This window comes from Halalkalibacter sp. AB-rgal2, from assembly GCF_041821005.1.
GTDB lineage: Bacteria > Bacillota > Bacilli > Bacillales > Bacillaceae_D > Halalkalibacter.
On record NZ_JBGUAV010000007.1, the window covers coordinates 179,337 to 200,590 of the forward strand.

Annotated in this window: 21 protein-coding genes; 12 read left to right on the forward strand and 9 right to left on the reverse strand. The window is 37.0% G+C overall.

Annotation, left to right across the window (positions count from 1 at the left end; genetic code table 11):
• Window positions 1-35 precede the first annotated feature (35 nt).
• Window positions 36-1,178, reverse strand: coding sequence for a dicarboxylate/amino acid:cation symporter (locus ACERJO_RS08320; protein ID WP_373647178.1), 1,143 nt, complete (start codon window positions 1,176-1,178; stop codon window positions 36-38).
• 298 nt (window positions 1,179-1,476) lie between these two features.
• On the opposite strand from ACERJO_RS08320, the gene ACERJO_RS08325 reads away from it, so the two are divergent.
• On the forward strand, window positions 1,477-2,232 hold the full coding sequence (locus ACERJO_RS08325; protein ID WP_373647205.1) for a helix-turn-helix transcriptional regulator: 756 nt from the start codon (window positions 1,477-1,479) through the stop codon (window positions 2,230-2,232).
• On the opposite strand, the gene ACERJO_RS08330 is transcribed toward ACERJO_RS08325, so the two are convergent.
• Window positions 2,204-2,806, reverse strand: coding sequence for a TetR/AcrR family transcriptional regulator (locus tag ACERJO_RS08330; protein ID WP_373647179.1), 603 nt, complete (start codon window positions 2,804-2,806; stop codon window positions 2,204-2,206). The genes ACERJO_RS08325 and ACERJO_RS08330 overlap by 29 nt on opposite strands.
• Window positions 2,807-2,937: 131 nt before the next feature.
• Between ACERJO_RS08330 and ACERJO_RS08335 the strand changes: the two genes are divergently transcribed.
• The 3 genes from ACERJO_RS08335 (at window position 2,938) to ACERJO_RS08345 (ending at window position 5,058) form a co-directional block, all read left to right on the forward strand.
• Window positions 2,938-3,492, forward strand: coding sequence for a hypothetical protein (locus ACERJO_RS08335; protein ID WP_373647180.1), 555 nt, complete (start codon window positions 2,938-2,940; stop codon window positions 3,490-3,492).
• On the forward strand, window positions 3,489-4,121 hold the full coding sequence (locus tag ACERJO_RS08340; RefSeq protein WP_373647181.1) for a GNAT family N-acetyltransferase: 633 nt from the start codon (window positions 3,489-3,491) through the stop codon (window positions 4,119-4,121). Before ACERJO_RS08335 ends, ACERJO_RS08340 begins: the two co-directional genes overlap by 4 nt.
• 82 nt (window positions 4,122-4,203) lie before the next feature.
• Entirely contained in the window at window positions 4,204-5,058 is an 855-nt protein-coding gene (locus tag ACERJO_RS08345; RefSeq protein ID WP_373647182.1) for a BMQ_0737 family morphogenetic spore coat protein, read from the forward strand.
• Between the two features lie 59 nt (window positions 5,059-5,117).
• Here the strand turns inward: ACERJO_RS08345 and ACERJO_RS08350 are convergent, their stop codons facing one another.
• Window positions 5,118-5,462, reverse strand: a complete 345-nt coding sequence (locus ACERJO_RS08350) for an S-Ena type endospore appendage (RefSeq protein WP_373647206.1) — start codon at window positions 5,460-5,462, stop codon at window positions 5,118-5,120.
• Between the two features lie 214 nt (window positions 5,463-5,676).
• Window positions 5,677-6,012: an S-Ena type endospore appendage gene (locus ACERJO_RS08355; RefSeq protein ID WP_373647183.1), complete on the reverse strand. Its 336-nt coding sequence runs from the start codon at window positions 6,010-6,012 to the stop codon at window positions 5,677-5,679.
• Window positions 6,013-6,215: 203 nt separating this feature from the next.
• Here ACERJO_RS08355 and ACERJO_RS08360 point away from each other — a divergent pair, with 203 nt between their 5' ends.
• Window positions 6,216-9,173 carry a glycosyltransferase gene (locus tag ACERJO_RS08360; protein ID WP_373647184.1) on the forward strand — a complete coding sequence of 986 codons (2,958 nt, stop codon included), beginning with the start codon at window positions 6,216-6,218 and terminating at the stop codon, window positions 9,171-9,173.
• Window positions 9,174-9,250: 77 nt separating this feature from the next.
• Here ACERJO_RS08360 and ACERJO_RS08365 read toward each other — a convergent pair whose 3' ends face one another.
• Complete coding sequence (locus ACERJO_RS08365; RefSeq protein WP_373647185.1) at window positions 9,251-9,829, reverse strand: class I SAM-dependent methyltransferase; 579 nt, start codon at window positions 9,827-9,829, stop codon at window positions 9,251-9,253.
• Between the two features lie 135 nt (window positions 9,830-9,964).
• Between ACERJO_RS08365 and ACERJO_RS08370 the strand changes: the two genes are divergently transcribed.
• On the forward strand, window positions 9,965-10,918 hold the full coding sequence (locus ACERJO_RS08370; protein ID WP_373647186.1) for a glycosyltransferase: 954 nt from the start codon (window positions 9,965-9,967) through the stop codon (window positions 10,916-10,918).
• A gap of 91 nt (window positions 10,919-11,009) precedes the next feature.
• On the opposite strand, the gene ACERJO_RS08375 is transcribed toward ACERJO_RS08370, so the two are convergent.
• The 4 genes from ACERJO_RS08375 to ACERJO_RS08390 all read right to left on the reverse strand — a co-directional run bounded on the left by ACERJO_RS08375 (window position 11,010) and on the right by ACERJO_RS08390 (window position 14,282).
• Window positions 11,010-12,113, reverse strand: a complete 1,104-nt coding sequence (locus ACERJO_RS08375) for a DegT/DnrJ/EryC1/StrS family aminotransferase (protein ID WP_373647187.1) — start codon at window positions 12,111-12,113, stop codon at window positions 11,010-11,012.
• The gene (locus tag ACERJO_RS08380) at window positions 12,110-12,727 is read right to left on the reverse strand and encodes an acyltransferase (RefSeq protein ID WP_373647188.1); all 618 of its coding nucleotides are present in this window, start codon (window positions 12,725-12,727) and stop codon (window positions 12,110-12,112) included. The genes ACERJO_RS08375 and ACERJO_RS08380 overlap by 4 nt, the downstream gene beginning before the upstream one ends.
• A complete protein-coding gene (locus tag ACERJO_RS08385; protein WP_373647189.1) occupies window positions 12,724-13,788 on the reverse strand; it encodes a Gfo/Idh/MocA family protein in 1,065 nt (354 codons plus the stop codon). The genes ACERJO_RS08380 and ACERJO_RS08385 overlap by 4 nt, the downstream gene beginning before the upstream one ends.
• 95 nt (window positions 13,789-13,883) lie before the next feature.
• Window positions 13,884-14,282 carry an S-Ena type endospore appendage gene (locus ACERJO_RS08390; protein ID WP_373647190.1) on the reverse strand — a complete coding sequence of 133 codons (399 nt, stop codon included), beginning with the start codon at window positions 14,280-14,282 and terminating at the stop codon, window positions 13,884-13,886.
• Window positions 14,283-14,629: 347 nt separating this feature from the next.
• Between ACERJO_RS08390 and ACERJO_RS08395 the strand changes: the two genes are divergently transcribed.
• From ACERJO_RS08395 to ACERJO_RS08420, 6 genes are all read left to right on the forward strand, one after another.
• Window positions 14,630-15,973: a GH1 family beta-glucosidase gene (locus ACERJO_RS08395; protein ID WP_373647191.1), complete on the forward strand. Its 1,344-nt coding sequence runs from the start codon at window positions 14,630-14,632 to the stop codon at window positions 15,971-15,973.
• A 200-nt stretch (window positions 15,974-16,173) separates the two neighbouring features.
• The gene (locus ACERJO_RS08400; RefSeq protein ID WP_373647192.1) at window positions 16,174-17,466 is read left to right on the forward strand and encodes an ABC transporter substrate-binding protein; all 1,293 of its coding nucleotides are present in this window, start codon (window positions 16,174-16,176) and stop codon (window positions 17,464-17,466) included.
• A gap of 123 nt (window positions 17,467-17,589) precedes the next feature.
• Window positions 17,590-18,519 carry a carbohydrate ABC transporter permease gene (locus tag ACERJO_RS08405; protein ID WP_373647193.1) on the forward strand — a complete coding sequence of 310 codons (930 nt, stop codon included), beginning with the start codon at window positions 17,590-17,592 and terminating at the stop codon, window positions 18,517-18,519.
• A 12-nt stretch (window positions 18,520-18,531) separates the two neighbouring features.
• A complete protein-coding gene (locus ACERJO_RS08410; RefSeq protein WP_373647194.1) occupies window positions 18,532-19,386 on the forward strand; it encodes a carbohydrate ABC transporter permease in 855 nt (284 codons plus the stop codon).
• Window positions 19,387-19,489: 103 nt separating this feature from the next.
• Window positions 19,490-20,089 (forward strand): YesL family protein, encoded by a 600-nt coding sequence (locus tag ACERJO_RS08415; protein ID WP_373647195.1) that lies wholly within the window; start codon window positions 19,490-19,492, stop codon window positions 20,087-20,089.
• 35 nt (window positions 20,090-20,124) lie between these two features.
• On the forward strand, window positions 20,125-21,141 hold the full coding sequence (locus ACERJO_RS08420; protein ID WP_373647196.1) for a LacI family DNA-binding transcriptional regulator: 1,017 nt from the start codon (window positions 20,125-20,127) through the stop codon (window positions 21,139-21,141).
• Window positions 21,142-21,254: the final 113 nt, after the last annotated feature.

Here is a 21,254-nt window from a genome sequence, read left to right on the forward strand (position 1 = left end):
AAAAACTTTTTTAGTGCCCTCCTTACGCGTTTTTCTTATGGTTCTTTTGACCAACGATCGATGAACACATTAATTGCTCCATCACCAGTTACATTTGTAGCCGTACCAAAGCTATCTTGCGCCATATACAGGGCAATCATAAGACCAATTGCTGCTTCATGAAAGCCTAGAACGGATGTTAATACACCTAGTGCAGCCATAATCGCTCCACCTGGAACTCCTGGGGCTGCGACCATAATAATACCAAGCATGAAAATAACATACAACATTTCTAAGAACGTTGGCTGAGTAAGCTCAGGGCTCATCGCCATAACAGCAACAGCACACATGATAATGGTGATGACACTACCTGACAGGTGAATTGAAGCACAAAGAGGTACACCGAAATTCGCTACACTTTCTTTTACTTTGTTTTGTTTGACTGATTTTAACGTAACAGGAATAGTAGCAGCACTGCTCATTGTACCAATGGCTGTAAAATAAGCAGGTAACATATTTTTCAATAAGGCAAAAGGATTTTGTTTCGTAACGATTCCTGCAACGGTATACTGGATGATTAGCCATACCCAATGAATAACAATCGCTAAAATCAGAACAATTCCAAAAACCTTCAATGTTGCAAAAACCGTTCCTTCTGAGCCGAGTTCGGCGAACACACCTGCAATATAAAATGGCAATAGTGGGATAATCACTTTTGCGATTACGAGTTCAATGATGTTTTTCCCTTCATCAAACATATTTTTCAACCATTCGCCTTTTATCTTTGTGATTCCAATACCAAAAACAAAGGCTGTGACAAGTGCAGTTACAACTCCCATAAGGGGTGCGATATCCATTTCTAAAAACGGTTCTAAAGCGCTTCCTTCGCTTACCGCTTGACTTTCTGTTGATATAAATGGAATAACGGTCATTGCTACTAAAAAGGCTAATAAACCAGCTAGAATCGTTGAAACATACGCTGTTCCAACTGTTTTTCCAACTAATTTCCCCGAACCTTTTCCAAGGCCCGCAACTCCGCTAGCAATAAAAAACAGAATAATAAATGGAATCATAAAGTTGATAAAGCTGCCAAAGACGGACTTAATCGTAATGAGGATACGAACTAAGAAATCAGGACCGACTAAACCAATTGCAACTCCTATAATAATTCCTAATAGTAACTTAAAGATAAGTTTCATATGATTAGCTCCTAACCGAAAAATGTGCATTTACAGAAAACAAATGTATATTCTCATTCTACAGAAATCGACGTAATTCACAATGCTTCTAACTAAATTCGGAATAGTAAATGAATTGTAAAGATTAAGAGTTAACGAAATTATTTGAGAATAGCTATGAGACTGTCTTTGACACAAAATGGATCAAATCATTGGAGAGAAAACAATAAAAGCTTTCGAAAGATAGTAAAATTGTAGTAGGATAGGTGTAAGAATAGAAGAAAAGGTGCTGGTTGTATTGAATGCAAGAAACGAAGAAATGAACGCTATACTTTCATATATCCAAGATCATCTCTACGAACCTGTAACACTTGCTCAATTGGCAAATCATATCTCATATAGTCGCTATCATTTTGCTCGAATGTTTAAAAAGGCTACGGGTTTGTCACCGCTTTATTATGTCGCTTCGCTTCGTTTACAAAAGGCAAAGGATCTATTATTGCAAACAAACTTAAGTGTTCGCGATATTGGCATGGAGATTGGACAACAAAGCTTAGGAACCTTTACGACTCGGTTTACTGAAAGAGTTGGTGTCACCCCTGTTCAATTCCGTCACTCTATGAAGCAGGTAGATGAACAACTACAATCTCTGAAACAATTAGAGAATTGGGAAGACACTAGTCAATGGTCTAATCCATCTTTGAAAGTAGAAGGAGTGATTGATTCAACTCATGAATTCAAAGGGTTTGTATTAGTTGGTTTATTTGCTAAGCCTATCCCTGAAGGTTTGCCCCTATATGGAACGTTGCTATCTCGTCTTGGGCCATTTTCGTTTACAAATGTAAGGCCGGGTATTTATTATTTATTGGCTACTTCTATCCAATGGGGAATGGCAGCACAAGACATTTTACTTCCACATTCGACGCTTCGTGCAAGAGTGAAACAACCGATTGTGATTTCAAATGATCATATGGTTCAACCTCAAAGAATGACTCTACACCCACCGTTAATTGATGAGCCACCTATTATAATTTCTTTACCTGTGCTTATGAATCGTTTTCTTCAAAGGAAATAACCTTGTTACCCGTTAGACCATAAAAAAATAACTCAAGCAGCTGGTCGATATCACTATCTTCGTTTTCGTTTTGAACAGAGAGCTGGATGAATTCGTGTAAGTACATATTTAAATACCGAAGTAACACTTTATTTGAATAGTGTGATGAAATGTAACCTTCCTCTTTTCCTAATGCAACAAGCTTTAAATAAAAGCTTATGAATTTTTCTTCATTGTTCGAGTAAATGAATGTAAGCGGACTCACCGGTGAATCATGTCCCTTAATGGAAGCGGCCTTCTTTAAGTTTACAGATTCGTGTGTGAATAGTTCTTTAAGCTTCTGATTAAAAGGGAGCTGAGAATACAAAATGTGTTCATAATCCGCTAGAATTTGGTCAATCCAATGATTCATCATATTTTCATAAAGATTTTCTTTTGTTTCAAAATAATTAAAAATTGTAGCGGGTGATACATTCGCAAGTTCAGCTATTTCATTTACATTTACTTTTGAAAAACCGTGCTTCGTCATTAAGTGAAAGCACGCATTATAAATTTGCTTTATTTTTTTTTGTTTTCTTTTTTCAAATCCATTCATGTTTATATAGACCTCGTTTTATAGTTTTATGATATTTTACTATAAAACTATTGTTGCGTCGAGAGGTGTGTGGTAATATAGTTTTATAGTTATTTATATTTTAACTACAAAACTATAAAGAGGTGTTTCGAATGAAAAGTGTGCAAATTCCAACTTTTTTTCATGAGGTTTTTGGTAAAAGGCAGCTTTTGCTTCATTTAATTAGTGTATTAGTTGTTGGTTTTGTTTTGACCATTTCCTTATTTTTATACAGCTATGATAGCTATGAATTAATCCCTTTTTGGAAAATGGGCTTAGCATTTATTCTTATTTTTGATATTTTTGCAGGTGTCCTTGCTAATTTAACGTCTGGTACAAATGATTATTATATGCAAAGTCACCTTAGACGAATGGTTTTTATAGCCATTCATGTTCATATTTTGTTGATTGCTTACTTATTAGGTGCGAACTTCTTCATTGCTTGTCTAGTCTGGCTGTATACGATTTGTTCTGCCTATATAGTGAATTTGCTGAAAGATGAGCCACAAGTATTTACTGCGGGGGTGCTGTTTCTTGTAGGCTTATTAGGTGTATCAATGTTATGGATTACGGAACCTCTCATGCTTATTGTAGCCATTGTGTTTCTCTTTAAAGTTATATTCAGCTTTGGAGTGAATCATTATAAGGAAAAGGAGAGAGAAGAATGAGCCCTTTTTCTATACGTAAGTTGGAAAGTACAGATCGCTCAGCATTTATTCATGTAATGGTAAATGCTTTTGAGAATGATCCTTTATTGCAACATGTATTTTCTCAATTGAATCATAATGACAAACAAAAAAAGAGAATGGTTGCTTTTTTTCGTTTCATATTTGATCAATCCTTCCTTTTTTCAGAAGAAGGTTGGGGGATTTTCGAGGATGAGCGGTTAGTAGGAGCATACATTGTCCAATCACCTTCTAAGAAAAGCAACCATATCGGACGTGACACGTGTCAGCTAATTTTGTTTGCATTCACCCTTTTGCTTAAGATAGGGTTTCGTTCCTTTTTACGGTTGAATGATTATTTTGTATCAACAAGAAAGGATTCAATGCTGAGATATCATTACTTAATTGTCATTGGTGTTTCTGTTGGCATGCACAGGAGAGGGATAGGTCGAATGATGTTAAATCATTTAGTTGATGAAGTAAAGGCAGATGATAAATCGATTGGAATTGCATTGGATACGGAGAATACTCGCAATGTTGCTATTTATGAGAGAGTAGGGTTTAAAATGGCTAAAGTGATACAAAGTAAAGGGCTGCCAATTTATTGCATGAAAATGGGCATGAAAAGCTAATTCGTTCATAATTAGGCGCACATCTATCTACTCTTCTTACGTACAATAAGATAAAATTAGACTAATTAAAGGAAGAGAGATCATGAGTCAAGTTGAAGAAAAGCTTCACTGTATCAATGCGCAAAAAGTTTATGATTGGAGCATTCAGCCGCTGGAGACCGAGCTTGAACACACCATCCCCAGAAAACATCGAAGCTTCAAAGACCAAGTGAATGGAAATATTCGTATCTCCTGTGGAGAACAAGCTCTAGTTTGGGAAGCGAGCTCTGATTTGGACATTTCTGGTACTGTCACGGTTACTCATTTAAGTGGGTGTGAGGAGATGGAGGTTTTCGTTGATGGTGAGCATGTGTTTACGCTTACTGTTGGCCAATCGCGTTCGATGACCTTCTCTGAAATCCATTCAGTCGAAGTCAGGTGCTTAAGTGGAACAGATTACTGTTTAGGGAAGTATTGCTTGCAATTACATTATGAACTTTCTCCTGAACCGAATCGTGAATGCACATATGAGTGTTATTTTTCAGATGAGGATGGTCATCCGATAAATATTCAGGAATTGTCGTGTGAAGAGGTTCTTTTTAACGATCAAGAGGATGTAAGTGTTGCGCTAACTCATCAACAAAACGTACAACTTCAAAAGGTTATCATTAAAAAAAATGGCTTTGTCACAATTGTTATGATTTGTCCTAACGAAGAAAGAATTCTTTGTACGGTTCCTTTTGAAGTAGAAGAAGTGTTATATTTATGTGCTCCTGATGGAACAGAGAGTAAGTGCTCTGTTATTGAAGCTTATTGTAAAATGAATCGCTTGGAGCTAGATCAAGCTGAACGATTTATAATTAAATTATTTCTTTGTCAAGAAATAAAGGTAACACGTGATGTGACGATTGAAATAATAGGGAGTCGTTGTAGCCCAAGGGTTAAGCAACTAAATTAAGCAACTCATCAATGAGATTTGATGAGTTGCTTTAGTTTATATTGCTAACAGATAAGAAATCAGGAATCACTTCGTGGGGTGAGTGCTAGTTGTTTATTTTTTATTGGGTGGTGAATAGAAATACAATATTGACCAGTGCAGGGGAAAGGAGAAGTACCATTCTGACAGCTCAGTTGTACTTCTACAATGTTCGTTAACGTTCTAGAGCGAGTATTATACTGTGGTACTGAAAAAATGTGTTGTTCTCCTGTTTGAAAAATCACTATAACCTCCAGAGTGCTCGTGCAGCCGTCTCCATAATAAATGGACACCGTCCCAATGGGAACACTATCTCTTGTACTCCATATAGTAACTGTTTCTCCACAAGAAATTTGATAAATACCATTTATTTCATTGCCGTCCATTTTGTTAGCCCTCACTTTTAGGGTCTCCAAAAAAGTTGAAAACCAAATTTTTTCAGTGTCCTCTTATTATTCATTAGAGTTCTGTTCTAGTATATGCGTATATGTAATAGTGTTTCTTTGAAGATAAGGTTGCTGTTGAGTAATTTGTAAAAGAATGAAGCCACTGAAAATGGAACTTTTTTCAGTGGCTTTAAAAAGTGTTTTTCAACAATGATTAAGCTAACACACGTTTATAAAGTGTAATACAATACGTACCACTTGTTCCTGTCGCTGCTTCAATCGTAAAACCGGTTGGACCTTGAACAGAAGAGCTAATTGTAAAGCCAGGATCAGCTGTAATTGTTGCGGGCTGTGCGCCAGCAACTGTTCCTGTAACTACTGCTGCACTGGCAGCAGAATTAAATACTTGAAATGTTCCTTGAGTGTAATGACCTGGATCACTTGTCCATACTAGTGTGTCAATGCTTGCATCAGTTGCATTGAAATTACCAGAAATACATTCTTGAAACATAAAACCTGAAGGAGCACATGCTCCACCACTGCATGACATGTTTGATGTCCCCTTTCGTTGTAACGTTACTTTCATAATAGTAAATGACGACAGGGAATATTTTGATATGGGCCATCGACTTAATTTGGAAAAATCCACGATCATCTATTTTGGTCATTAGTTTTATCTATTTTAGCAATTAATGCTTCTGTGTGTCATACGTTATCAATAGGTTTATAAAATGGAAGAAGGGTGGAATAAGATTGGTAACGATTAGTTTGTGTATGATAGTGAAAGATGAGGAAGCCGTTTTAGAACGCTGTTTATCAGCTGTGACTGAAATAGTCGATGAAATCATAATTGTCGATACAGGTTCAACAGATAGAACCAAAGAAATCGCTCATCGTTTTACGGAGAAGGTGTATGATTTCATATGGATAGATGATTTTGCGGCAGCACGTAATTATGCTTTTTCAAAAGCGACAAAAGAATATATTCTTTGGCTTGATGCTGATGATGTCATCGATGAGTCCAATCGTCAATCTTTTCTAGAATTAAAACAAACGTTACCAAAAGAAGTAGACAGTGTTATGATGGAGTACCATATTTCGTATGACTCTCATGGTAGGTCGACGTATAGTACGATGCGTAATCGATTAGTCAAAAGAAAGAAGGACTATAAATGGATTGGGGCTGTTCATGAGTATTTAGATGTACAAGGGACTGTGGCTAAAAGTAAAACGGCCATATATCATAACAAATTAAAAGAGACAACAGATCGTAATTTAAAGATTTATAAGAAACGGCAAGCTGAGGGAAAACCGTTTATAGCAAGAGACTGGTTCTATTATGGGAATGAATTGTTAAATCATCAACAGTACAATGAGGCTATTAACGTATATGAAACGTTTTTGCAAAAAGAAGAAGGTTGGGTAGAAGACCGAATTGCTGCTTGTATTCAAATGGCTACATGCTATGCCCACTTAAATAACTATGACGAGCAAGTAAAAAGCTTATATCGTTCTTTTCTGTATGATCAGCCGAGGGCAGAAGTATGCTGCCGGCTAGGGGAAATATACTTAAATTATTATGATGAGGTAGGAAGGGCAAGCTTTTGGTATGAAACAGCACTAGCGTTAGGCTCTCCACCTGATATTAGAGGGATACTTCATCAGCCTCATGCATGGACTTGGCTTCCACATATGCAGCTAGCCGTTTGTTATGAACGATTAGAGAGGTTGGAGGAGGCGATTGAGCATTGTCAAACAGCATTGCAGTATGCACGAGGCCATAAAAGAATTCAACTCAACCTCGACTATTTAAAAGCTAGACTTGCTCAAGTTAGTCAAGTTGAAATGAAAGATGGACAGTTGCCTCCTTTATTAAAGCAGTCGTTTTATGAATTTATTCATGGGAGAAGTGTTGATGCGTTCGATTATATTTATCGAGTATTAGTGAATGAGCCAGAAAATGTGATGGCAGAATCATTGTTGTCCATTTTCTTAAAACGATTAGGCTATGATGAAGAGGCAAATTATTACAAAACGAAAGTAGGTGAGTCTAACGTTGAACAGGTGGTTGAACAGGTGCCTGAAAGTTCCGAATTCATTATGAAAGATTTTAAAAAGGAGCATATATCAAAGGATAAATTAAGTGACATTTATTCCATCAATCGAATTGGTATGATCGCTCCCTTATGTACAGGAGATGTACTGGAGGTTGGGTGTGGAAGTGGTCAATTAACGGCAGCGATAGCTATGCACGCTGATCGCACCTTTTCTGTCGATCAAGATCCATTGAAAATTGAGCATGCGCGTTTGGAAGTCTATAAGCTCGGCTTAGATACGTGTTTTTTTCAACTGTATGATGATACAGGTTGGAAGCTTAGTGATAATCAGTTTGATACGGTGGTGCTTGATCATTTGTTACAAAGCGTTGTTGACCCAGCTACCTATGTAAAGGAAGCAATACGCGTATGTAAAGATGGTGGGAGAATTATGATCACTGTCCCAAGAGGCTATTTGCGTCCAGAACGAAATCAAATTCGCATTATGACGGAAGAAGTGGTTAGAAAGCTAGTTACTTCGAGTAGTGACCTTTCTTTTGAAGTAGTCGATCTACCTTTGAAATACTCTATTGTTGGGTATATTAAGGTGAACAAGGTAGTGCAGGATACTCATAAATCAGCTCAGCAATCATTCCTCCCTCCTCATCCAGTTACTCCCCTAGATGAATTAGAAAAAGTCACGGTTATTGTACCAACATACAATCGGGCACAGCTGCTACGACATTCTCTTCATAGTATCTTTCAACAAACGTATCAAAACCTTGAAGTCATTGTTGTCAATGATGGTTCTACAGATCAGACCGATGAAGTGATGAAGCCATTTCTAGCTAAAGTGAAGTATATAAAAAAAGAAAATGGTGGTTTATCTAGTGCGGTCAATCGTGCTTTGCCAAAAGCAACGGGAACTTATATTTGGGTGTTTGCAGATGATGATATCGCGTTACCGAAAAAGGTTGAATTACAAGTTCGAGCATTTCAGCAAAATAGAGAGATCGATCTTATTCATACATCAGCTATTTTCATGAAAAAAAAGAAAGATGACGTATCTTTTACGGGAATGTGGCAAGCAAGGCACATCGATCCTTCCAATCAGTTAAAGGAGAAGTTAAAAGGGAATATGTATTTTTCACCTACGGTTATGGTGAAAAAGCAAGCTCTAGAACGAGCGGGTTTGTATGATGAAACATTACGACGAGCGCAGGATTATGATATGTGGCTAAGGATGAGCCGATTTGTGAATGTAAAGGCTTTACCTATACCAACGGTCCATTATGAAATAAATGAGCATCGGCATAATGCTGAGATAGACGAACGAACAAAAGAAGGGGATCAGACTATCGTTCGTAAAGCAAGAGAGATTCCTTTAAATGAACTATTTGTCCGTAATCCATTTACTGATCACGATGTCTTTATCATTGAAAGTCTACTAGAAAGAGCTCTTTATATGGCTTATCATCAATTAGTAGATGAGTGTACGCTTGATATTCAACAAGCTAATCAGAAAAGGAAAGAACATGGGGAGCCTCTCCTTTCACTTCGAGGTGCTCAGCTTATTCAAGAATTAAATCATTATTTTAATCAAATGGACGCACCTGATGCGATGATGGATATGTATGAGCTCATACAAGCAGTGGAGAAACAGAATAAATTATAAATATGAACAGCACCTTCAACGCTTGTTTTGAGCTCATGAAGGTGCTGTTGCTTTGAACATTGCAAATTGCAATAAGTTTAACGCTTTTGTCCATCGCCTAAATATATTGTATTTCTAGTAGAGATTTTTATAGGATGTATTTGATTAATGTGCAGTTCATTTCGATAACGTTCAAAAACGTGTTCTTTTGATTGAAAATGACGTACATGACTTGCTGAATCAAAGTTGGGCACAGAAAAGATCACCTTAACCCCTTTTTTTATATTCGCTAATACAGGGAGATCTTGTTGCAAGTGCTCAAGTACCTCAAAAAGTATCACGAGATTATAATGCTCTTCATAAATAGAGGATGTATAAGCGTCATCAATGGAAAAATTCTTTTGAAACAAAGGATTTCTTGTTTGGGCAAGAGATATAGCTGTATCGCTAAAGTCAATGCCTTTGTACTGTGTATAGTGATGATCGAATAGCATTTGTGCAAATTGCCCAACTCCACAACCAATTTCGATCATTGCTGGGTTATCGATCGTCTTAATGATTTCAATTGCTTTGTTCCAAACTTTGAAATAGGGGCTAGTGCTATAATGCTTTCGATACATATTCTTGTATCCGCCATTTTGATATGCGTTATTGTAAAAGTCTTTACCTTTCTCCACATGCTCTCAACTCCTTAGAATAGAGTATGCTGCTGCACGTTAAGGGGGTAGGTGTTTGATATGGATGAATGTTTAAATAGGCAGGTTCATATAATGGAGAATATATGCAACGTTTTTGGGGAAGGAGACTTTTGTATGAAAAAGAGAACCATTTTATTATTAATACGGAAGTTTCATCTATTGGCTCCGAAGCACCAATTGAAATTCGATATGATGCAAGCATTAGAAGCTGAGGCCAATGTCTTATATTGGCACGAGGATGGAAGTATTCTCGATATTTTAGCTTCATTAGAGCAAAAGCCTGATTTTATTTTGCATTATGATATAGCTTGGGGATATTATTTTGCTCCTCGTATTACTGATTTAGAGAAGGTGGATATTCCAAAAGGGTGTTACGTTATGGATATTCATTGGGAAAAGGCAAAAAGGCTTCATTATTTTCTACAATCTAAGGTGGATCTTGTTTTTTCTGTTACGAAAACGGCTTTTTTAGCTAATTTTCCTATGATGAAACAGAAATTCCGTTGGCTTCCCTTTTCAATCAACGATAAAGTCATAAAGGATTGGGCAATGCCTAAAGATATTACGTACCTTTTAATGGGGCTTGTGTACTTAGAAGGGGAACACCACCCTCCAAAAGGGAGATACCCTTTCCGCGAGGAGGTCGTCAATCAGATGAGAGATGTAGAAGGGTTTACTTTACGAAAGCATCCTGGTCACTTTACGAAAAACGCTACTTTCATTAATGAAATGTATTCAAAAGAACTCAATCGTTCATCCATTTTTTTTACTTGTGGGGGAGCGTTTAAATATCCTGTAATGAAATATTTTGAAGCATTAGGCTCGCGTACATTGCTCATTGCGGAGTCCAATGAAGACATTATTGAATTAGGGTTCAAAGATGGTGAGCATTACGTTGCTTGTGAGTGTTCGGAGATCTATGAGAAGGCATTATTTTATTATCATAACGAGCAAGAGCGAATGCGGATTACAAATAATGGATTTCGATGGATTCATACCCATCATACAAATGAAATACGTGCTAAGCAGTGTATGGAAATGATTGAGAAATGTATACATGATAAATAGAGAAAGACTGACGAAACGACAGTCTTATCTTACAAAATAAGAAATTATAAAATTCGAGAAAAAAAAGAAGCTACATGCTTTTTCTACTCTTCTATTTCGTTTCATGAATAATCGCAGCACATACTTCATTGATTTGAGACGGTTTCATCTCGGGCCAAAATGGTAAGCTTAATACCTCCTGACTAATTTTTTCTGAAATGGGGAAGTCACCTTCATGAAAATGATAATGTCTGTAGGCTCTCTGTAAGTGCAAAGGAATTGGGTAGTGGATACCGGTTTGTATACCTTGCTGTAATAAGCGAGCTTGTAATTGATCGCGGTTGGCTACTCGAATGACATATAAATGAAAGGAATGATCAGCAGTTTCATTAATATATGGAATAGTGACAGGACAATCTTCTAATAAAGTAGAATAGAGTGCAGCATGAAGCTTGCGCAGATTCGTCCAATGGGTTAAGTGCTTTAGCTTAACACGTAAAATAGCTGCTTGTAGTGTGTCAAGTCGACTATTGTACCCTTCTGATAAATGCTGATATTTCTCCACTCTTCCATGGTTAGAAAGCATTTTGATCCTATTAGCTAAAGAGTGGTTATTTGTGACAACAGCACCAGCATCTCCAAATGCTCCTAAGTTCTTTCCTGGAAAGAATGAGAAGGTTGCGGCATCTCCGAAATGACCTGGCTGTTTACCATTTAGAGTAGCGCCATGTGCTTGAGCTGCATCTTCAATGACATGTAATTGATAACGATGAGCAAGTTTTATAATTTTTGGCATATTTGCCATCTGTCCGTAAAGGTGAACAGGGATAATAGCAGTTGCTTTGTTGTTTGAAAGGAATTGTGAGAGACTTTCAGGTGACATTGTATACGTTCTTTCATCTATATCAACGAAAGCGATCGTAGCTCCGACTGCACTAATCGCTTCGGTCGTTGCGATAAATGTATTTGGAACAGTAACGACGACATCACCTTCACCGATACCTAAAGCTTTTAGAGTGAGAATGAGCGCGTCAGTTCCGTTACTACAGCCTATCGCATATTTCGTGTCACAATAGGCAGCGAACTCTTGTTCAAATAAAGTAACGTCTTCTCCGTTAATAAATTGACCTTTTTTCATGACTTTTGTTACCGCTTGTTTTACCTCGTCTAAAATTTCTCTATAACAATCAGTAATACTCGTAAAAGGGATCGTCACGTTATGTCTCTCCTATCTTTGTAGACATCGATCTGATTAATATCGTTGATGACTTTTGCAGGATTACCAGCTACGACTTTGCCTGCAGGTACATCTCTCGTCACAACAGCACCAGCACCGATAATGGAGTTTTCGCCAATTGTGACACCGGGAAGTAGAGTGCTATTTGCTCCGATTACGGCTTTTTCTTCAATTATGACACCAACTAAATGCTTTTTTGTTGTCGAACTGTTTGGATATTTTGCATTTGTTAAGACAACGTTAGGTCCGATCCAACAGCTTGCTTTTAAATGAGAAAACTCAGGAATGAATACATTTGAATGAAGCCTTACATCGTCTTCGATCTTTACATGGTGTTCAATACATGATCCCGTACCAATACTAACGTGGCTCCCTATTTGACAATATTCTCGAATAGTGACATGGTGCCCTGATTGAAAAGAGTCTCCAATGTGGACTCCTTCATAAATGACAGTATGAGAACGAAGAGTCGCATGACTGCCTATGAAGGTCGCTATGGCCGAATGTTTTTTTTGTGTGGAAACACCAATCAGTACGTAATCACCAATGGTGGCATGAGTGCCAATCGTGATAGAAGAATGTTTATGATTCATCCTTTTAGACCTAGCTTTCTGAAATGTGGGCCATCAGTTAATTTAACTGGACGTTTTTGATCGGAAGCTTCATATATGGCATGAATCAGGGCTAGTGAGTTCTTTGCATGAATTCCATCAAACATTGAAGGCTCCCCATTTCGTAAACAGATTGACACGTGATCAAGGAATTTCTTATGCCCGAACCCATAAACGGTATCTGGGAACTCATTTTGGGAGCTTGGTATTGGATGCTGTGTAGAATGAGTAAATTGCCATCTTTTAATTTCATTTACTGCAAATCCACCAATTTCAGCCATTCCCTTTTCTCCTAGAATCGAAATCGATCCTTCCGTATCAATCGGCCTAGTGGCGGTGGTTGCTTCAATGATCCCTAAAGCTCCATCGGCAAATGTTAAAAGCGCTGTTGCTGTATCCTCTACTTCAATATTCAATAGTCGTGTAGCGATATTGGCTGAAACTTCTTTTGGCATACCTAGTAACCATTGAAGTAAATCGACATGATGGGAGGCTTGGTTTGTTAAACAGCCACCATCTAAACTCCATGTTCCCCGCCATTCGTCTTGGTCGTAATAGTGTTGCTGACGTGACCACCGAAGACGTACCGTTGCTAAAACGATTTTGCCAAAAGCATGATCATCGATCGCTTCCTTTAGTGATGTTATAGCTGAATTTAATCGATTTTGTAAGACGACAAATAGACGAACTTTTTTCCTCTTACACGCAGCTATCATCCTATCGGCATCCTCTAAGCGGAGACAAATCGGTTTTTCGCAAACAATATGCTTACCATAGCAATTGACGATATCAATCGTATGTGCTGCGTGAAGACCGCTTGGTGTAAGAATGGATACAACATCGATGTCTTCCGCTTGTAGCATTGAATGATAGTCAGTGTAGTAGGGTATATTTAATTCCTGTGCCCATTTATTTGCGCGATCCTCTTTAGTATCACAAACAGCTACAAGTGATGTTTCAGGTAATTCTGTTAGAGCTTCTATATGTTTCTTTGCTATACGTCCACAACCAATAACTGCAAATTTTAAAGGTGATTGTATCATAGAGTTCCTCCGGGTGAGATGGTTATAACTGTATAGTATGTCGGTGTGTGAACAATGGTTAAAAGTCCTTATAGAAAAGTAGTGTAAATGTAATTTTAAAATTTGTAATTCAATGAAAAAGAAAGTTCAAGGATTGCTTCGTAATTACCTGTTTGACTAAGAGGAGAAGAAGTAACCGCAACTTGAATACTGTCAATTGTGCCAAATGTTTTTGACATACTCTCATTTGGTGGAATGAAAAATTGAGTGTTAACATTGTTGTTCACCATTATGACAACTGTTCCGTTAGAGAATGTATTTGTTTCTGCGCCATTATTGACTGCTAAGATCGTCCCATTTATCGGGAAGTTTGTTTCATCTATATAAACGGTTGTAAACAAGGAAAGATCAGTAATCGGTGTCGGATCGGCTACAACAATATTTCTTTGCAATTCCAACGACATATAAACAGCATCATTAACATGGGAAAAGGAGTTGGAAGAGCATTTTGACAAGGAAATCCCTCCTTGCTGATGACTTCTTTTTTGATTAGTCTATTCAAATACAGAAGGATTGCTTGGTCGTCTTTCCTTCCTTTATGTGAAAATGGTTAAATGCATGGTTTAAAGTAATCGTATTTCACAAGGTAGAAAAAAAGTATTGCATTTGGGATCTATTCATTTTATAATCAATTCAACGAAAGCGGTTTCTGAAATAATTCTATTGAAATATAATGAAAAATGAATTAATGATTAAAAAGAAAATATTTTGCAGGATATTTAGAATTATCATTTATTTTTTATATTTTCGAAAGCGCTTTTTATATAGTTTTTTTTATGGTTTTTACGAAAGGGGTTTAGTAATGGCGTTTATTCAATTTCCGAAAGAGATGAAATGGGGAGCAGCAACAGCATCCTATCAAATAGAAGGGGCTGTTAATGAAGGTGGACGTGGCTTATCTATATGGGATACGTTCTCGAAAACCCCTGGTAAAGTATATAACGGAGACAATGGCGATGTTGCGTGCGATAGCTACCATCGTTATGAAGAGGACGTTGAAATTATGCAGGATCTCGGTATTAACATGTATCGATTTTCAGTTGCGTGGCCTCGTATTTTCCCGAATGGAATAGGAGAGGTGAATCAAGAGGGGCTTGATTATTATCATCGTCTAGTAGATTGTTTGCTTGAGGCTGGAATTGAGCCGTTATGTACACTATATCATTGGGATTTGCCACAAGTGTTACAAGAACAAGGTGGATGGGATAACCGTGAAACGATCGAGGCATTTGTTCATTATGCGAAAACGATGTTTAACGAATTCGATGGTAAGATTACGAAATGGATTACGTTTAATGAGCCGTGGTGTGTTTCATATTTATCGAACTTTTTAGGAGCGCATGCTCCAGGATACACCGATCTACAATTAGCGACGAATGTTGCCCATCATTTGCATGTTGCTCACGGTAAAACGGTTATTGCATTTAGGGAGTTAGGCACACAAGGGGAGATTGGCTATGCTCCTAATGTTGAATGGAATGAACCGTATAGTGCTAAACAAGAGGATAAGGACGCATGTGCGCGTGCGAATGCTTTCTTTATTGAATGGTTTTTTGATCCTATTTTTAAAGGTAGCTATCCGGCATTCCTTGTTGATTGGTTTAAAGGAAAAGGTGTGACTGTACCAATTCAAGAAGGAGATATGGACATCATACACCAACCAATCGATTTTGTTGGAATTAACTACTATACAGGTAGTGTCGGGCGATATAAGAAGGATGAAGGATTGTTTGATCATGAGCGTGTTGACACGGGCTATCAGAAAACGGACATTGGGTGGAACGTTTATCCAGAAGGTTTTTATAACGTATTACGATATTTGACAGAGCGTTATGGAGCATTTCCAATCTACATTACGGAAAATGGTTCGTGCTATAACGATGACGTGGAACATGGCAAAGTGAATGATCAAGGTCGCATTGATTATTTGAAGCAACATTTAACATCGTTACATCGTGCTATGCAATCAGGTGTAAACATTAAAGGATATTTAACTTGGTCACTATTGGATAATTTCGAATGGGCTGAAGGGTACAAGATGCGATTTGGTATTGTTCATGTCAATTATCGTACTTTAGAAAGAACGAAAAAAGAAAGCTATTACTGGTATCAACATATGATAGAAAATAATTTTTTTGAAGTGTAGAGCAAGAGATTGGCTAAGGAAATACTTCACTGACTTCGTCGGTGAAGCTCCTTAGCTATAGAAAATGTAGAGTATCTTTCGTAGGAAAAGAAAGCGCTTCAATTCCTTTAAGGGGGTGATGTTTCCAACGGAACAGGACATGTTAAATTTGAATTCTTTTAGAAGGGGCAAAGCAAACTTAATTTAAGGGGGAAATAAAAATGAAATGGTTAAAGGTTGCAGCGACATCTTTATTTGCAACATCTTTGTTAGTTGCATGTGGAGGTAATGATGATACTTCGTCAAATGACGGTGATAACGGAGGAGGTACATCAGGTGGAGATCAAGTTGAACTAGTATTTTGGGAGTTTGGAAATACAGGATATGATGTTTTAATTGAAGAGTATGAAGCGGATAATCCACATGTAACGATAAACCTACAAAATGCTGATATGAATGATGTACATGATAATTTATTTACATCCATTTCTGCTGGAAGTGGAGCTCCTGATATTACAATGATAGAGGAAGCGCAAATTGAGCGTTTTCGTAGTGTTGAAGATTCATTCGTGAATTTGTATGATCATGGTGCAGGTGATGTTGAAAATGAATTCTTAGATTGGGTATGGCGTAATGCTGAGAATGGAGAAGGTGACTTCTTGTTTGGACTACCTACGGATATTGGTCCAACAGTCATGTTCTACCGTACCGATGTATTTGAGGAGGCTGGCTTCAACTCATCACCTGAAGCGGTTTCGGAATTAATGTCTACTTGGGATGAATATGCGCAAGTAGCGAGTGAAATATATAATAATACAGGTAAATTGATTACTGACAGTGCTGAACTTGTTTACAATGCAAAACGTGACCAAGCAACACAACAATACTTTAATACTGAAAATGAATTAATTATTGAAGAGCACCCTCAAATTAGAGAAGCGTATGATTACACAACCGACCTTATTGAACAAGGTTTTGCGGGAGATATTCCACTATGGACTCCTGAATGGCATTCAGGTATGGGAGATGGTTCATATGCAACTATGTTAGCTCCTGCTTGGATGCAAGGTGTTATTAAAGATAATGAGCCTGAGGATGGAATTTGGTCAATAACAACGATGCCAGAAGGTGCAGGGAACTGGGGTGGTTCTTATTTGTCTATTCCAGCTGAAACAAACCATGCTGAAGAAGCCTATGAGTTTATTCAATGGTTAACGGCTCCTGAGCAACAATTAAAAGCATTTTTAGGGTATGGTCTATTCCCATCAGCACCAGCTGTGTATGAGATGCCTGAATTCTTAGATTATGAAGATGAATACTTTGGTGGAATTGCAACAGCGCAAATTTTCTCAGAAGCTGCTCAATCTGTTGAGCCGGTTTATAAAGGTCGAAGTTATTATGATGTTGATGATGAGATGAAAGAAGCTCTTGATAATATTTCAGCAGGAGCAGATCCACAAGCGGAGTGGGAAGCAGTAATTGAAAGAATGAATAGAGTGTTGGATAGACAATAAATAGCCTTAGAATTGGGGGATGTCCTATTATGAAGTTTTGTGGACACCCCTAATTGATTTACGAATTTAATAAGATTCATATGAGCACTATGATAGTAAGTATTGATTGAAGGAGGCTAAACGATGGAGACGATTCCGAGTACAAAAACGAAACAGACTAAAATGACAGAGAAACGCAGAACTGCTATATCTGCTTATCTCTTCATATCTCCATTCTTTATATTGTTTATAATTTTTGGGTTATTCCCAATGCTTTTTAGTTTTTATTTGTCGTTCTTTCGTTGGGATGGCTTAACTCCAATGGTCTTTAGTGGACTGAGGAATTTTGAATTTATTTTTACAGACCCAGTTTTTTATTCATCGATTTATAACACGTTCATTATTGGTATTATGGGAACACTGCCACAGATTGTTGTAGCTATTGTACTGGCATTTGCTTTAAACTCAACTTTGATTCGGTTCAGAAATACATTTCGGACATTAGTATTTTTACCATATATTACATCGATTGTAGCAGTCGCCATTATCTTTGGTGTTGTTTTCAATAATCAACCATTTGGTTTTGCGAACTATTTACTTAGCTTCTTTGATATTGATCCTATTCGTTGGAGTCAAGAATATTGGCCGGTAAAGTTTGCTATTGCGTCAATGGTATTTTGGAGATGGGTTGGTTACAATACAATCATTTTCTTGGCTGGAATGCAAAGTATCCCGAGAGAATTGTATGAAGCAGCTAAAATTGACGGAGCCACCATTGCTCAGCAAATGAGATTGATTACATTACCAATGCTAAGACCAATCATGTTGTTTGTTGTATTCACGGCAACTATTGGAAGCTTTCAACTGTTTACAGAGCCTTTAGTTTTCTTAGGAAGAGGCTTACGAGAGGAAGGAATTACGATGGTTGCTTACTTATGGAGAGATGCATTTGTCTATAATTCGTTTGGGACAGCATCTGCAGCAGCAATCATTTTATTCCTAATTATTATTGTTTTAACGGCTATTAATTTATTTATTACAAATCGTATTGGCCGTTCAAAGAAAGTCGGTTAAGGAGGGATTGAAGTGGCTAAAAAGTATTCAGAAGTAGGTTCTAAGCCATTCTCATTGAAAAAGCTATTTGTTTATTTATTTCTTGTAACTGGGTCATTGCTATCCCTATTTCCATTTTATTATATGTTTGTAATGGCAACACGAGCAAATCGTGAAATTAATCAAGTCCCACCACCCTTTATACCAGGTAGTGATCTAGTACTGAATTTCCAAAATGTACTAAGCAATATTAATTTTTTTGGAGCGATGTTAAATTCATTTATTGTCGCCTCATCAATTACGCTCGGAACATTATTCCTTTGTTCATTAGCGGGCTATACGTTTGCCAAACTTGATTTTAAAGGGAAGAACTTTTTGTTTGTGATGATCTTAATTACGATGATGGTTCCGCCACAGTTAGGGTTAATTCCTCAATATTACATTATCACATCATTAGGTTGGTTAAATGATTTAAGAGCCATTATTGTACCTGGCTTGATTAATGCTTTTGGTATATTTTGGATGAGGCAGTATATTAAAGAGGGAGTACCTTTTGAAATCATTGAAGCTGCCAGAATTGATGGATGCTCTCATTTTCGCACGTACTGGAATGTCGTTGTACCTACGATTTTACCAGCTTTTGCCACGTTAGGGATTATTGTATTTATGCATGTTTGGAATGATTTTTTATGGCCGTTGGTTGTATTGAGAGACCCTTCTGTACACACATTGCAAGTTGCATTGCGTGCATTGAATGATGCAAGACAAATGGATTATGGCATGATTATGTCTGGAACATTCTGGGCGACCGTACCACTCATTATTATTTTCTTACTTTTTAATCGCTTATTTATTCAAAGCTTATCTGAAGGTGCGGTAAAGAGTTAATAATAGAATAAAGAAAAATAAATAGAGCTGTATTTATTTCACGACAAAAGGCTCTATTTATTTTTCTGCTCATATCTTAATGTGATTCGGGGTGTTGTTCATCATGAGTTCAATGATTTTTAAAATCGCAAATCTAATTTATACGTTTATTTACTTAAATATCCTCTGGCTCTTATTTTTTTTATTGGGATTTGGGATTTTAGGGTTCATGCCTGCGACGTTAGCTTTATTTTCTTCCATCAGAGACTGGTTAAAAGAAGGCAACGAGGTTACGATAAAGAAGTATTTCTACTACTATAAGACAAATTTTTTTAAAACAAATGTGTTAGGTATTATATTTTATTTTATATTTTTTATTATATATGCCAATATAGAATTTGTTCCTTATTTCTATCCTAATGAAATTCACCTATTTCTTTATATTATCATTGGAAGTGTAGGGGTCATTTCACTTCTTACATTTGTAAACTTATTTTCGATCATGGCCCATTTTCACTATAGTACATTCCAATATGTCAAAGTAGCGATTGGATTTGTTTTTTATAAACCATTTAAATCATTGTTACAACTTATGTGGATTGTTGCCTATTTGGGGCTGGCTATTTTTTTCCCAACGGTTTTCATAGTAATAGGAATAAGTGTGATTTCCTATGTTTTAATGGCAACGAATTATTCTCTATTCAATCAAGCTATTGATGTATAATGGACATAGTAAGAGAATGGTAGGAGAGAAGCGATATGGCAACTATTTATGATATAGCAAAGAAAACGGGATTTTCGATTACAACTGTATCAAAAGTATTAAATAATTATTCAGATGTTAGCGATAAGACGAGAAAAAAAATCATTGAAGCTGTTAACGAAGTAGGTTATTATCCAAACTCTAATGCTCGCACCCTTACAACGAAAAAGTCGTGGTCACTTGGTGTCGTGTTTGTTGAAGATTCTGGAAAAGGGATCGAGCATCCATTTTTTAGCGCGGTCATTGAAAGTTTTAAAAAAAGTGTTGAAAAATCAGGATATGACCTATTATTTGCTTCTAATCGAATAGGTCATGAGGAGAAATCGTATTTAGATCACTTCTTATACCGTGGTGTTGATGGTGTTGTTGTAGTGTGTTCCATTTTAAACGATCCAGATGTGGAGAAGTTAGTTCAGTCAAATATTCCAACTGTTGTTATTGATTTAGACAGTCCTGAATCAAGTGTGGTGTATAGTGATAATTATTATGGAAGTGAATTAGCTGTCGATCATCTTTACTCATTAGGTCATCGAAAGATTGCACATATACATGGAGACAAAAATGAGTTTGCCGGTGTGCACCGTCTAGAAGGATATATTAAAGCGATGAACAAGCACGGATTATCATTAAAAGATGAGCATATTGTTGATGGAGGCTACTTTTCTTTTTTAGGAGGACAAGAAGCTATGAAAGCGCTACTAAAGTGTGTAGATAGACCAACTGCTGTTTATGTAGCAGGAGATTTTATGGCACTTGGAGCGATCAATGAGATTCAAAAAGCACAACTAAAAGTTCCTGAAGATATATCTGTTATTGGGTTTGATGATATTCAAATGAGTAAATATATGTCACCTGCGTTAACAACGATTAGGCAGGATACCGAATTAATTGGCAAAACAGCTGCGAATTTACTAATTGAGCAAATTAATGATAAGAAAAAAAGAGCGATGTCTGTTAAAATCCCAGTATCTCTAATAGAGAGGGATTCTTGTAAGCCTTTAAAAAATAATTAAGTTCGTTCCTCTTTCATTAAAGCAACTTTTTGAAAGAAGTATAGCTGTGACTAAATCATGAATGATGAGTAGCTACTAGCCATTGTGCCTTTCACATATGATATGATGACAGT